Below are 13,965 nucleotides of genomic sequence, written 5' to 3' on the forward strand. Positions count from 1 at the left end.
ACCCGGATATTTCATTGGCAACAGTATCGGATATTAGCGAATCCATTTGCGGAATGTTGCCATACAGTTTTCAGGAACAATAAAAAACAGGGCCAGGCAGTATAGAATAGCCGGCATAATAATCAGGGCTCTCAATCCGTATTCTACGGCAATGAGCGAGGCTAAAGGCGGTGCTACAATTGATGCGGCACCGTTTACGGCATAGGCCAGCGGTATGGTCTTGTAGTCCGGACAAAACAACCTGATACCGGCGGGAAAAAAGAAACCCATCGTAACACCTGCAGGAATAATCAGTGTAAAACCTGCAGTAGTTTTCAGTAAAAAATCCAAAGAGCATAAATATGTCACGAGCAGCAAAGGGGTAAACGCCATTGCAAATGTCAGTCTTTCAGCAGGTATGCGGCCGCTGAGCAGACTCCCGCAGCCTGCGCTTATAAGAAGGGTTATAAGGACAACCGAGAATGCACTTACAGGTGAACCGAAAGGGAGTATCAGCTTATGGATAAAAAAAACTTCAACAAACATGAAAGAAAAACCAATACAGGCAAAATAACATAAAGCTGATTTCTTTGCCGATGGCCGGTTCTCAGGCGTCGGATGTGAAAATAGACACCATAAAGCAACCCATACAAAGATCAGGATGACAACGATTACAAGAAAGATCAGAACAAAGGGTAGCACCATGCCTTCATGAAGGAAATATGCCCATTTCTTTCCCGTGATTCCATAAATTTCCTTTATTTTAGTGAGTTTTAAGAAATAGTGGAAAAAAGGTCTGTCGTCGGTGGTTGCCCTTATATCAAAGGGATAACTATCGATAAATGCTGAATTATTTGTCTTTTCCATCAGGGGATAAAAAAGACGTTTATAATCGAGCCCTGATATATATTTCCCGGCTGTTTCTAAAAAAGGAAAAACCTTCTCGAACTCCCTTTCTGTCAGGAAAGACTGGGCCATCTCCAATTCTTTTTCTGTGAAGGGGGCTTTTTTCACAAGAAAGTTTATCGTATCCCAGGTTCTGTATATGAGCAGATGCCTGTCAATACTTTCAATGCCCTGCGAATTAAGCGCGAAAATAATATTGTTCAATATCCTCAATTCGTAACGTGGAGGAGGCAGAATGAAGATCTGAATAAAAAGAAAACCCTTCTTGCTAAGGCATGACAGGTAGAGCCCCAATGCATCTGCGGTCATATCATAGTCTTCCTGCAAACCGAATGTACCTGACAGAGAAAAGCCTGTTTTTGATATGAAAACTACATCGGGTTGTTTTTCCATATGCTTTATCAGCATTCTCCCTGAAGAATTGTATAATGATTTTCGATAAAGACTATCCTTGTCGTAACAACCGGACAGAAACTTCAAAATGGAAAGATCTTTTTCTGCCTTATAGACATTTTTAGCGCCGAAATAATAAGGCATAAATACATCCGGACTGTTTTTGAACCCGACAACGAGAACATTCTCCGGCTGTACAAGGAGATCGGGCAGGGCGGATGGCAGAAAAGGCAAATAGCAGTAATCGGAAATAATCTTTGTTTTAAGCATGACTCCTGCCGTATCTCCGTCAAGCGCCATGCCAAGACCCTGAGGGATCGGTTTTGTCCATGCGAGAGACAACCCGGGCGCCTGCTTCATTCTTGGATTTTCAAATATATCGAGCCTCGAATGGGAAGTATGGATTGTTTGCATATGTCTTGATCCGTCTTCTTTAAGTGCCTGCATCAATCCTTTATATGGCGAGATATCTACGATGAATAAACCCAGTAAGATAGGAATATTCAAAACCAGTATGATGATGATGCATAAAGTCTTTAAAATTCCGGCGGTTTTTGAAAAACAAATACATAGTGCCGGAATTATTGAACATGCAACAACAATAAATTCGATCTCCGTATTGTTCATAAGGAATACTACCAGTGCAACCCCGCATGATGCTCCTATGAGGTCTGAAGCGTATATCCGGCCAGTCAATGGTGGATGTTTCTGCAAGGATGTGGAAAGTATGACGCCGTAGAGGAAAAAGGGTATTGAAAAGAGCGCGATAAAAGAAAAGAGGTAAAGTATCTGTATATTCTCCCACAGCATTCTGTAAGGGTCCAAGGGTATGAGGGTTGAAATGATAAAAATCACCGGGTAGGAAAGGGAGAGAGAAAAGATAAGAACATTCAAAGATTCAGAGGCTGCGTATTTAAAAAAATCAATATTGCCGAATTTTTTGGCCTTTAAATCTCCAATCTCTTTATCTTTTTTCAGGTATGTGTAAATTCCTCCGATGACAAGTCCAATCATGGAAACACTGATGATAAGCGACGCATAGTGGTAGGAAAGTCTTATTGAAAATATCCGGATAAGGACAATTTCAAATGCAAGGATGGAAAGAGAAGAGAAAAAAACTATCTTATAGGGCGGTTTCATAATATGCCTACAGGCATTCCATTAAGGGCGGGAATACCATCCTCTTGCTAAAGGATGTTAGCAGAGCAGTTTTTTTCTGTCAACAGGATGGGGGAAAAATGTTGTCATTTACTCTGTGTAATGGCATATTGATAGATAAGCGATATAAAATATTGCATTTAAAATATCCAAAATAAAAAAAGGGGGAATACATGAAAAAGATATTTTTACTGTCCGTCTTTTCTTTAATAATAATAACATTTATTGTCCATGCAGGAACACTTGATGACCTGATGAAAGGTGTGAAGCTCCCTACAGGCAGCATCGGCGGCGACAAGGATGACAATACAATTGTATCAGGCCTCAAGGAGGCGCTTTCCATCGGCACAGGCAATGCAGTGACTTCGACCTCTAAAATCGACGGGTATTTTAAAAATCAGGTAATTAAGATATTGATGCCTGATAAGATTCAGGATGCCGCAAATATACTGGGAAAACTGGGTTACCAGAAACAGGTGGATAATTTCGTGTTAAGCATGAACCGTGCTGCGGAAAAGGCTGCCCCCAAAGCAAAAGCATACTTTGTCGACGCAATTAAGGCAATGACCTTTGAGGATGCTAAAAAAATTCTCAGCGGCAGCGATACTGCTGCAACAGAATATTTTAAATCAAAAACCATTAACAAACTCCAGGAAGCCTTTAAGCCCATTGTCTCAAAAAGCATGAACGAGGTGGGCGTCACTCGCTCATATAAAGAGATGACCGGAAAATATACTTCTGCTGTCCCCTTCGGCAAAATGGAATCCCTTGATCTTGACCGGTATGTAACGGATAAGTCCCTTGAGGGGCTCTTCTATATGGTTGGTCAGGAGGAAAAGAAGATCCGAACCGATCCTGCTGCGCAGGTTACAGACCTGCTTAAAAAGGTATTTGGAAAATAGTGGGTCGAGCTTTGCTGGTGGAGGGGGCGACCGCTTACCCGAGGGACGAAGGACGTTCAGTCGCTATACTCCTTCGGACGCAGGACGTAAATGCATTTACTTGCGTCCCAGCGCAAGCGGACGTCCAAGCGAACATAAGTGAGCGGGCATCCTTCGTGCATACGGAAAGGAGAGGGGGCGACGTTAGCCCCGGTAAATGTAAGCGTCAGTGCGTTAAATAGCTCACACGGTGGGCCGGGTACCCGCTTGCGGGTGCGGGAGGCTCCTATTTACCCGAGGGCCGAAGGACGTTCAGTCGCTATACTCCTTCGGACGCAGGACGTAAATGCATTTACTTGCGTCCCAGCGCAAGCGGACGTCCAAGCGAACATAAGTGAGCGTACATCCTTCGTGCATACGGAAAGGAGAGGGGGCGACGTTAGCCCCGGTAAAATGAAAAAATACAATTCCTTCAGCTTTATCCATGCTGCAGATTTACATCTTGACAGCCCGTTCAAGGGAATTACAACTGACGCTAAATCCATGGGCAATGCCTTGCGCTCGGCAACCTTTGATGCATTCAATGCCCTGATAGACCTTTGTATTCAAAAACAAGTCCAATTCCTGCTGGTTGCAGGAGATGTATATGACGGCGCAGACAGAAGTCTCCGGGCTCAGTTAAAATTCCGCGACGGCCTAGCCCGGTTGTCGGAACATAACATCCATGCCTTTGTGGTCCACGGCAACCACGATCCCATAAACAGCCAATCCTCTACAATAGAATGGCCGGATACGGTTCACATCTTTAACGGCAATAAAGTAGAATCAAAGACAGTGAACGGGCAAAATGACATTCCCATAGCCCTCATCTCAGGCATCAGCCACACAAAAAGCAATGAAACACAAAATCTCACAAGGAAATTCGGCAAGGAGGACCCGGGTATTTTTCACATCGGACTTCTCCATTGTAATGTAGGTTCAAATACGGGACACGACCCTTATGCGCCATGCGAGCTGTCCGACCTGACGAGCCTCGGCATGGATTATTGGGCACTGGGGCATGTGCATGAAAAAGCGGTTCTCTATACTGACCCTTACGTGGTATATGCCGGCAACACACAGGGGCGCAACATCCGCGAGCAGGGTGAAAGAGGCTGTTATCTTATTAATGTGGAAAACCGGTCTGTAACAGATATTCAATTCTGTCCTCTCGATACAGCCAGATGGCTTCGCACTACTGTGAGCATAGATGGTATGAATACCGTTGACCAGTTGGAAAGGGCAATATCAAAAAATATCCAGGAACTTATAGAGAGCTGTGCCAATACCAGGGCTGTTGTCTTAAGAGTGGATATTGAAGGAAGCAGCCCGCTGTATAATGAGCTTCAAAAGGAGCACGCCATACTTGACCTGCTTGATCGTACCAGGGAAGCCTTTGCCTCTGAAGACCCCTTTGTATGGATACAGGAAATAGAAGCAAACTGCCGTCCTGAGACAGACCTGGAGAAAATAAAACAACGCGGGGATTTTCTCAGTCAGGTAGTGAAAATAGCAGAGGAGATCAATGATCCGGCTACCGGGATCAATGAATTGCTTAAACCGGTCCTTTCAGACCTTTTTGAAAACCGTCATATTCAAAAGGCGCTGCAGGAACTATCTCAGGATGAAATGAACAGGATAATTGAGAGGGCTGCCCTTCTTTGCGTGAATATGCTGGAGGGCAACGAGTGAGGATCGTTCGTTTCTTTATAGACGGCTTCGGTATTTTTCATAATATTACGGTAGGAAACCTGTTGCCGGGGCTTACGCTCTTTGTCGGAGACAATGAAACAGGCAAATCAACCTGTCTTTCATTTATCAGGGATATTCTTTTCGGATTTCGTGACAATCGCACAAAAGAGAACAATTTCCCGGCCCTTGCCGGAGGACGGCAGGGGGGAAGTATTACCGTTGCCGGAGGCCTCTACGGGGAGGCTGTGATTGAACGCAGGTCCGGCAAAAAAGGGGGCTCAGTAACCGTTACGTATGCTGACGGGCGAAAAGGCACCGAAGAGGAATTACATCAAATACTCGGTAATACTACACGTGAACTCTTCAAAAATATTTATGCCTTCAGTTTAAACGAGCTTCAGACCATTGACACCCTGGACAATGAATCAGTGAAAAATGTTCTTTACAGTGCAGGCATTGGTACAGCCATGCTTTCATTACCGAAGGCAATAACAGGAATAGAAACAAAAATGGGAGACTTATTCAAACCTGGAGGCAGAAACCCTCAGATAAACCAGAAACTCTTTGCGCTTGAAGCTGTGAGGACAAGTCTGCGGCAAGCACGCACAGGCATTGAGCTATACGATGCAGCCTCGGAAGCGCTCGAAAAAAAGTTACATGAAATTGAAATGCTGCAGGAAGAACATAGGTCTGTCAATAAGGAAAAGCTCCTGATAGAGACATACCTGAAGCTCTGGGATAACTGGATTTCCTTAGAGGATCACCAAAGAGAACTGGCTGGACTCCAGCTGGTAGTGGAGAGTTTCCCTGAAAACGGTGTTGAAAGACTGGACCGTGAGCTTGAAAAGCTTTCCAGGGAGAAGGAGATCCTTAGTGAATTTGTTTCAGACCGGGACAATCTGGCAAGAGAGATTAAGGCCATACATGTCAATGAAAAGATACTCGGAGAAACAACAGCGATAAAAACCCTTCTTGATAAAAAGGAAGGTTACGTTTTTGCAAAAGAAAACATGCCGGTTATGAGCGAGAAGCTCGAACTCATAAAAAAGGATATTTTCGACATCCTCAACATTCTTGGAAAAGACTGGACTGAAGAACGGATTTTGAAGGTGGACAGGTCATTGTTTACACGGGAGGCAATCCTGAAACAGCAGAAATCCCTGGAAACTATGAGGTCCAACAGGGAAGAAGCTCAACGTCTTGTCAAGTCAAAACAGGAGGAACACGAAACAGCCCTTGCTGCGCAGGTACAGTCGCAAAAAGATGTTGAGCGTTATCTTGATATGCCTGTCGAAGCGGATGAAAAGACCATCCTTGCCCTGCAGCAAGGCAGGGATCAGTTTGCTTCAATTGCAATGGATCTGCCGCAAAGGCTGAGAGAACTGGAAGAAGCAAGGGGTGAACTTGTTGAAGCCGTAAAGGAAATATCGCCCGAATGGACTGAGGCAAACATACTCGATTTTGACTGTTCTATCTCTGCGCAACAGAAGGTCCAATCACATGAATCCACACTGGCAAAAGCCGCACAGGACTGCACCCAGGCTCGAACAAGGCTCGAATCGATGCATATTGAACTGAAAAACGCCCGCGAACAATATGATGCAAAGGCCCGTGAACTGGAAAACATGGAACATACACCTGCAGCATCCAGGGATGAACTGGCAGGGAAGAAAGCAACGCTGCGGACATTGAAAAGCTGCGTCTTTGAGCAGGATCGTCTTGCTGCGGAAATGAGGCATCTTGAAGAACGCCTGTCAGATAAAAACCAGGAAATGACTCGTCAGGGCCCGGTTGAGAACGGGCATTCACTCAATTTGCTTAAACTTACCACCTTTGCTGCAACCATACTGGGCCTGGCAGTCTTTGGCATACTCGCTGCCCTCAATGCCTGGACAATGGGCGTAGTTGCAGGCGGTATACTTGTTGTTATTGGCATGATGATCTTTTTTGTGTATCGCAATACCCTCCGTAAACAAGCGCTACTGACCGCCCAAAAGCAGGCGCATCTTTCAGAGATTGAACAGCAGGTATCTGCCATTGATATACAACTTCTTGGAATAAAGGAACAATATACCGGACTTTCTGAAAAACTTATCGGACTGGCTGATGGACTTGGCGTGGATATTCCGATTAAGCCCGGCAATATAGACAGCCTTGAAATCGGCATAGACGAGGGCATCCGCATTGCCGATAACAAAAAAAGGCTTTTCGATGAGGCGCAATCCCTCAAAAACCATGTCCTGCAAATGGAGCAATCAACAGAAATACAGGCAAAGTCCGTTGATGACAGTGAATCAAACTTGCAAAAGGCTAAAGATGACTGGGAAAAGTACCTGATTGAGCTTGGACTCCAGCCGGGCTTATTACCCGGAATAGTCAATCTTATCTTTACAAAGATCGAGACCGTCAAGACCCGGATCAAACATATAAATGAAATAAAAAAGAGAATTTCTCTGATGGAAGAAACTAAGGACGCATACCTGTCCTTTACAAAAAACATCCCTTCTCTTACAGACTTGATAGGAAAGGGCCTTGTGGAATTACTTTCAGGTGTTGATCTTTTCCTGGAAGAAAATCGTAAAATAGAAAAAGAACGCCATGAAAGAAGATTATCCGAAGAGATACTGGAAGAAAAGAAAGCCAGAACCAAAGAGATAGAAAGTGCATTGCAGGAGGCAGCAGACCGCCTCGGAGAGGTTGCAATCAACGGGGAAAATGCTCATGCATCCTGGCAGGATTGGCTTGGGGGGCATGGTTTTGACCGGGAGTTATCCCCTGCTATTGCTATCGAGGCATTCCAGAAAATAGACGAGTGCATACGGTTAATACATGAAAAGGCCGAACTGACTGCACAGATCGGGGATAAGAAGGACTCAATAGAGACATATCTGAGCCTGGCAAGGACAGTCTTTGAAAAACTTGGCGAGGCAATGCCTGAAATACAGTCCTTAATAACTGCGATTGACAAACTCGGGGAAGACCTTGATGAAACAAAGACAAACCGGGCAAGGAAAGAAGAGCTTTCCCGGAAGATACCCGATATTGAGGCAAAGATTATCCTTTCCAATGAAAAGATTGCAGGCCTTGAAAAGGAGATCGAGACGCTCTTAAAGGCCGGCAACAGCCAGGATCAGGAGGAGTTCAGGACAAGGGGCAGTTTTTTCGCAAAGAGGACAGATTTGTTAAACAGGATCAGCCAGGAAGAACGGGCTTTGAAGGTCATTTCAGGGGAAGATGATATCACAGCGCTTAAAGAAAAGCTGAAAACCCTGGACAATACCTTTCTCAATACCACTCATGCTTCGCTTTCCGAAAAACTCGAGTCTGTGGAAATAAGACTCAATCACTGCCGCCAGGAAAAGGCCGACCTGACCCAGGAAATATCCCGTCTGGCCTCAGCAGACGATATATCCCGTCTGAGAACGGAAGAAGAGGGCCTGTTGGAAGAGATACGTCTTCTTTCCAGGGATTGGGCATGCTATGCCATTGCCAGGTTTCTCCTCGGCGAGGCAAGGAGACAATTTGAACAGGAGCAGCAGCCTAAGGTAATTCATGATGCCGGTGCGTTTTTCCAAACCATTACCGGCGGACAATATGAAAAAATCATCGCCCCCATCGGGGAAGATGCCATAGATGTCATAATGCGTGATGGACGGCGTAAGCAGCCTGAAGAACTCAGCCGGGGCACTGCCGAACAATTATATCTTGCCATAAGATTCGGCTATATCTCAAATTTCACAGTCAACGGGGAAAAACTGCCCGTGATTATGGACGATATACTGGTGAACTTCGACCCCGGACGTGCGCGACAAACCGCAAAAACCATACTCAAGCTCTCTGAAACACATCAGGTGTTGTTCTTTACCTGCCACCCGGAAACATTGGGCATTTTCAGGGAATACAACGGAAACATACCGGTTTACACCTTACAGGATGGAATTATAACACCAGCATAAAATCATTCGTAAAGTCCTTCAATTATTATCTCTATTTTAATTCAAAATTTAAAATCAAAAATTTAAAATTGTTTTTCTCACTGTCATACTGTTGTCACTCTCATTTGATAGAATCATTTATGTTTCAAGACCAGCAACATGAAAGAGGTGAATATCATGCCGCTATATGCATTCATGGTACACGACATATGCAGGATTGTTGACGCATTTAACCTGAAGGATGCATTACAGGAAGCGTGTATTAAAAAAGATGATGAATATGAAATCATCGGAGAAGAGGATTTTGAGTACATGTGCATCTCATCGGCTGACAGTAATAGCAAGCTTTTTGGTTCACCGGGAATATAACAGGTTTTATGCATAACAAAAGATAGATTGTAGGGCATTGTCAAAAGTTGAATGAAAGATTGATAAGAAGGTTGAGTAAAGATAAACCCTTACAAGTCATAATAAGGGGGAGGTAACAGGAAGTATGTGAAATGAAGAAATCCTTCTTCATTTCCGCCTGATTAACATAAACGTGTATGTGAATCAGGCTTGGGTGGTCAGCGGCATGGCAGGGATGTTTCAGATTCGGATGGGCTGAGAGACTTGCAGGCCAGAAGCCATCAATTGTGTTTCACCCCCACCCAAACCCTCCCCCCTCCAAGGGGGAGGGAAAAAGGGAGAGGGGGCAATAATTGCGTCGGGGGATCGCAAGGTGAAGCAGAGCGCCGAAGATGAATATTCCAATCATGCCACTGACCGACCAGGAGAAAAGAGCTAATAAATGCTCCATAAACAAAACAATATGATGGTAACTTTTGACAATACCAAATTGTAGTGCTGGGAGGACGTATGTATAAGGTCATTTTTTACATGTTATTTATCCTGTTTTTCCTTGTTTCTGCAACTGACTTGCAGGCCCCTGTGATTACAGCTCGCGATATTTTTGGATTTGACGCCTACCGGATTACCGAAAACGGCTCTATCCTGGACAAAGAAGGCGATGTAAGGGGGTGGGTTTGCGGAAACACCGTCTATGATGCACAATGGAATGTAAGGCATTAGGGGCATACGCCCCTTACGGGGTCGATTTGTTATAGAGCAGCCCGCTGTTTTGAATATTATATCCTCGACCAATGTTATAATCTCCGACAAAAGCGGGGGAGGGTAGAGGTTTTAGTTGTTCGCTCAGAAAGGTTAAGCTGTTTTAAAATTATTTGGTAGCATAAATATTATAAAACATTTGTATTTTTTATTTCACAGAGTTAGACTTTTCAACGCAAGGATGGTTGAAAAAGCTAAAATTCAAATTAAACAAAAGTCTTTAGAACAGGACAATAGATTATCATGAAAATCCGTGATATTATAAAGCTGATAGAAGACGATGGGTGGTATCTGGTTACAACAAAAGGGAGTCACCGTCAGTATAAACATGTTCAAAAGCCGGGGCGGGTTACCATAGCAGGTCATATGAATGATGATATCTCACCGGGCACATTAAACAGTGTCAAGAAACAGGCAAACATTAAGGAGGTGAAGTAGGATGCGTCGTTTTCTGATTGTTATTGAAAAGGCGGGCAGTAACTACTCTTCGTATTCGCCTGATCTTCCGGGTTGCATAGCCACAGGTACTACATTCGATGAGGCAGAAAAAAACATGCATGAGGCAGTTGAAATGCATGTACAGGGTATGCTTGAAGACAACCTGCCCATACCGGAATCCCATTCATATGCAGAATATGTGGCTGTTGGGTACTGAACAGCGTAATGCCATCAGTAATACAGAAGCTATCCCGGTATCAAACATCATAGAGCAGTTCAATTCAGTAATGAGTAAACCGCCGGAGAAACCCGGAGAAGACTCTCGTATCAATTCGGATTTATAGATAGAACGAGGCAACGAGGAGAAACCACCGCTCTCTGCGGGAGGACAGACTCCCGCCAAGCAAGGACAGGAACAGGTGTACAAGGACTTATTTAGCTCACACAGTGAGCGAGAAGCGGAGGCTCCGGCAGCTTGGCTGATGGAGGGGGCGACGTGAGCCCCGGGAATAGCGGACGTGTGACGACGAGGTAACGAAGTTATATCGATGAAACGAGTTGATATCAATAGTACGGCAATTGGTCGTCGAAGCTCTTCCCCTTGTTTTTATACCATGATATAACATGTTTTATCGCTTCAACTGCCTTGGTTTTTGCCGCAAGGTCGGAGTTGAAACCCTGGTGAGGCTGCACATAAATGTTTGCCTTTCGCTCTAACGACATGTTAACAAGTTTTTGAGCTGCCAGAAGATCTGTACCTTTTACCGCGTCGCCAAGAAGCAATCGTGCAAACTCGGATTCGTTTGTGAAGACATCCAGGCCCAAACCTGTTATTTTTCCGGACTCATATAGCTCCAGCAAAACTGCTTCCGGGGCTATCTCTCCCCGTGTTACATTGATAAATATGAGATTTTTATTAGCCTTTGAAAGGTATTCACGGGAAAAATACCCTACATTATAAAACCGGCTATCTTTGTTTTTTGTAAGATTCATGGCATTGATAATTATGTCACTTGATTCTATTGCCTCTTCCCTGGAGACAAATTTCACTGCCTTGCCGTAAATATTATGCAATTCTTCCTGTCTTATATCCACCCCTTGCACGGTCAACCCGTTTGCTTCAGCAAGTTCATAAGTCCTTTTCCCGATTTTGCCGACGCCAAAAACAGTGAGAATCCGCTCTTTGTCAAGTTCCATAAAGGCATTTGAATTCTTCCTTTCAAAGGTCTCTATGTTTTTTTCATAATGGTTCATTTCGCCTGCTGCTGCGTAGAGGAATTTCATTGCTGTCTGCGCTACTGCATTTACGCAATATTCGCGAAGAGAGGCTATGTTTGCTTTTTCTGCGAGATGTTCAAAATGGTCATACCCTGCACTCCTCGTTATGATGTTTTTTTTACGTTCCTTCAGGTATGGCTCCGGCAGGATTGAATGTGTTTTTGTAGTTATTATATCAGGCAGAACAGTTCCGGGATTTTCCTTGAGATATTCCTGAAGGTTGCTCGGAGTGATAATGAATGTGTGATCTGCCGGAATTTCACCCAGCTCTTTTGCCTTTAACGTTTCCTCTTCGAGATATACTGCTTCCGGGCCTAATGCTTCAAAGTGCATAATGTGATACTTTGTTCCTGCCGACGGTGAATTCTTCATCTCTTTCATTTCTACTCCTGCCTTTTATGAAATTGTTCTCTATCTTCCCAATAATTCCATAATCCTATATGAACATTGGCTTATTAGTTTGCCGTAAATACACAGTTTTTTCAACTGAAATATAATTAATTTCCATCCTGAGTTTCCGGATAGGAAAGGAGGAATTTTTTGTTCCAGCAAGAAAAGCAAGGGGTTGCGCGGAGGTGTACAACATGTATGCCGCACAAGAAAGACCGCAGATTGACGCCGCCGGGGCGGAAAAGGACCCTTTCCGGACGGAAACTGACTAAAGATACCATTCCGGTTCTTTTCTTGACTGACACATATCATAGAGCCACTTAACTTTAGCGTCAAAGCTTTCATTTTTCATCTGTCTTGCCCCAGGGAGGCAGTTTTTGACACAGGCATGGCATATTATGCACTGCCATTTGTCTGTAGCATAGGGTTCTTCTGGTGCAACAGCCCCTGTGGGGCAGACTTCGGCGCATTTTCCACAGCAGGTGCAAAGGTTTGTATCTGTATGCGGTGCAAATGATGTTGTTTTTCGTGCTTCCTTAATAAGATTCAATGTCTTCATTTCAACATAGGGAAAATTCCCAGGCACAGTAATAAGATTTGCTTTTTCCGGAGATTCAAGATGAAGCAATTTTTCCCTTATAATGCCGCCGAATGCGCGCGCTTTTTCAAGGTCGCTTTCATCAGGTCTTCCCTGTGCTATCGGGTAAGCGGAAGAAGAATATGAATGCTCTCCTATGAAGGTACCTCCTGCAACGGGGATAAACCCTCGCGCTGCTGCGATATCGTACAGCTCTTTCAGGGCATCGTCAAAAGCGCGATTCCCATAAACAACAACAAGTACTACAGGCGTTTGTTTCGCAGTAAATGCTGAAAGACAGGCCGTTACTTCCTCAGGCACCCGACCATAATATACCGGCACTCCAAGAATGACAATTTCGTTGCCAAAAACATGTTTATTCCTCTGAGACCGTTTTGTGAAATCCACCGTTTCTATCAGCCCGGCCTGCATTCCTTTTGCAATGTTTTCCACGATTACTTTTGTTGTTCCTGTGGGTGAAAAATAAACACAAGTGATTGATTGGATATCCACTAAAGCTCCTCCTGTTCAAAATAGGTATGTCTGGAATTCGTGTCTCTACATCCCGGATTATCGGTATTATCAGAAAATCCCGGCATTGACGCCTTCGGCAATTGTGCTGCCGAGTTCAAAACATCTTGCCAGGATATCTTCCGTTACCGGACCTTTACATATAATTGGATGCTGCACCTTTTTGAAACGATAGCCCTTGCAAATCCGCTCAATATGGCTCAATGCAAACGTTCCGTCGTTCCCTGCACTGATAACTGTGCAATACGGCTTTTTCCATATTTCAGGATCGTCTTTTAACTCCTCATAGGTTCTGTCAAAGAAATCTTTTACTGCACCGGCCATATAGCCGAAATATTCCGGGGAGCAGATTACAATGGCCTTGCAGTTTTTCAGGTCCTGGGCTATAGCATCGGAAGCCCGTTTGAAAACAGCTCGTGCATTTTCGACTGCATCAACACCCCGCGCAACAGCTTCAGCCATCTTCTCCGTATTGCCTGTTTGAGAATGGAATACAATGAGTATATCGGACATACAAAATATTATTCGATTTATAAGCTTAATGCAAGTACTGCTGCAATTCACAGGCCTCAAAAATGGATGATAGTATGTAGATACATGGTTGATTTATTTCGGATCATATATATATTCTATAATAAGGGCAAAAAAGAGACCACAA

General features: G+C 44.2%; 11 protein-coding genes. 7 read left to right on the plus strand and 4 right to left on the minus strand.

Features of this window, described 5'->3' with window-relative positions:
- Positions 1 to 33: 33 nt before the first annotated feature.
- The gene (locus NT010_03205) at positions 34 to 2,418 is read right to left on the minus strand and encodes a hypothetical protein (protein MCX5805067.1); all 2,385 of its coding nucleotides are present in this window, start codon (positions 2,416 to 2,418) and stop codon (positions 34 to 36) included.
- Positions 2,419 to 2,609: 191 nt separating this feature from the next.
- Between NT010_03205 and NT010_03210 the strand changes: the two genes are divergently transcribed.
- The 7 genes from NT010_03210 to NT010_03240 all read left to right on the plus strand — a co-directional run bounded on the left by NT010_03210 (position 2,610) and on the right by NT010_03240 (position 10,748).
- Positions 2,610 to 3,338 carry a DUF4197 domain-containing protein gene (locus NT010_03210; protein MCX5805068.1) on the plus strand — a complete coding sequence of 243 codons (729 nt, stop codon included), beginning with the start codon at positions 2,610 to 2,612 and terminating at the stop codon, positions 3,336 to 3,338.
- Between the two features lie 432 nt (positions 3,339 to 3,770).
- The gene (locus tag NT010_03215) at positions 3,771 to 5,048 is read left to right on the plus strand and encodes a DNA repair exonuclease (protein MCX5805069.1); all 1,278 of its coding nucleotides are present in this window, start codon (positions 3,771 to 3,773) and stop codon (positions 5,046 to 5,048) included.
- A complete protein-coding gene (locus tag NT010_03220; protein ID MCX5805070.1) occupies positions 5,045 to 9,004 on the plus strand; it encodes an AAA family ATPase in 3,960 nt (1,319 codons plus the stop codon). The genes NT010_03215 and NT010_03220 overlap by 4 nt, the downstream gene beginning before the upstream one ends.
- A 156-nt stretch (positions 9,005 to 9,160) precedes the next feature.
- Positions 9,161 to 9,352, plus strand: a complete 192-nt coding sequence (locus NT010_03225; protein ID MCX5805071.1) for a hypothetical protein — start codon at positions 9,161 to 9,163, stop codon at positions 9,350 to 9,352.
- A 489-nt stretch (positions 9,353 to 9,841) separates the two neighbouring features.
- Positions 9,842 to 10,054, plus strand: a complete 213-nt coding sequence (locus tag NT010_03230; GenBank protein ID MCX5805072.1) for a hypothetical protein — start codon at positions 9,842 to 9,844, stop codon at positions 10,052 to 10,054.
- 282 nt (positions 10,055 to 10,336) lie between these two features.
- Complete coding sequence (locus tag NT010_03235) at positions 10,337 to 10,531, plus strand: type II toxin-antitoxin system HicA family toxin (protein MCX5805073.1); 195 nt, start codon at positions 10,337 to 10,339, stop codon at positions 10,529 to 10,531.
- A 1-nt stretch (position 10,532) separates the two neighbouring features.
- Positions 10,533 to 10,748, plus strand: a complete 216-nt coding sequence (locus tag NT010_03240; GenBank protein MCX5805074.1) for a type II toxin-antitoxin system HicB family antitoxin — start codon at positions 10,533 to 10,535, stop codon at positions 10,746 to 10,748.
- Between the two features lie 347 nt (positions 10,749 to 11,095).
- Here NT010_03240 and NT010_03245 read toward each other — a convergent pair whose 3' ends face one another.
- From NT010_03245 to NT010_03255, 3 genes are all read right to left on the minus strand, one after another.
- The gene (locus NT010_03245; GenBank protein ID MCX5805075.1) at positions 11,096 to 12,190 is read right to left on the minus strand and encodes a hydroxyacid dehydrogenase; all 1,095 of its coding nucleotides are present in this window, start codon (positions 12,188 to 12,190) and stop codon (positions 11,096 to 11,098) included.
- Positions 12,191 to 12,467: 277 nt separating this feature from the next.
- On the minus strand, positions 12,468 to 13,289 hold the full coding sequence (locus tag NT010_03250; GenBank protein ID MCX5805076.1) for an EFR1 family ferrodoxin: 822 nt from the start codon (positions 13,287 to 13,289) through the stop codon (positions 12,468 to 12,470).
- Between the two features lie 69 nt (positions 13,290 to 13,358).
- On the minus strand, positions 13,359 to 13,820 hold the full coding sequence (locus NT010_03255) for an NAD(P)H-dependent oxidoreductase (GenBank protein ID MCX5805077.1): 462 nt from the start codon (positions 13,818 to 13,820) through the stop codon (positions 13,359 to 13,361).
- Positions 13,821 to 13,965: the final 145 nt, after the last annotated feature.

The sequence above is a fragment of the Pseudomonadota bacterium genome (genome assembly GCA_026388275.1).
In the GTDB taxonomy this organism is placed as follows: Bacteria; Desulfobacterota; Syntrophorhabdia; order Syntrophorhabdales; family Syntrophorhabdaceae; genus JAPLKB01.

What these genes read in the sequence shown, in the direction of transcription:
- NT010_03205 (MCX5805067.1), bottom strand. Translation starts at nt 2,418, where the DNA reads ATGAAACCGCCCTATAAGATAGTTTTTTTCTCTTCTCTTTCCATCCTT.
- NT010_03210 (MCX5805068.1), top strand. Translation starts at nt 2,610, where the DNA reads ATGAAAAAGATATTTTTACTGTCCGTCTTTTCTTTAATAATAATAACA.
- NT010_03215 (MCX5805069.1), top strand. Translation starts at nt 3,771, where the DNA reads ATGAAAAAATACAATTCCTTCAGCTTTATCCATGCTGCAGATTTACAT.
- NT010_03225 (MCX5805071.1), top strand. Translation starts at nt 9,161, where the DNA reads ATGCCGCTATATGCATTCATGGTACACGACATATGCAGGATTGTTGAC.
- NT010_03230 (MCX5805072.1), top strand. Translation starts at nt 9,842, where the DNA reads ATGTATAAGGTCATTTTTTACATGTTATTTATCCTGTTTTTCCTTGTT.
- NT010_03235 (MCX5805073.1), top strand. Translation starts at nt 10,337, where the DNA reads ATGAAAATCCGTGATATTATAAAGCTGATAGAAGACGATGGGTGGTAT.
- NT010_03240 (MCX5805074.1), top strand. Translation starts at nt 10,533, where the DNA reads ATGCGTCGTTTTCTGATTGTTATTGAAAAGGCGGGCAGTAACTACTCT.
- NT010_03245 (MCX5805075.1), bottom strand. Translation starts at nt 12,190, where the DNA reads ATGAAAGAGATGAAGAATTCACCGTCGGCAGGAACAAAGTATCACATT.
- NT010_03255 (MCX5805077.1), bottom strand. Translation starts at nt 13,820, where the DNA reads ATGTCCGATATACTCATTGTATTCCATTCTCAAACAGGCAATACGGAG.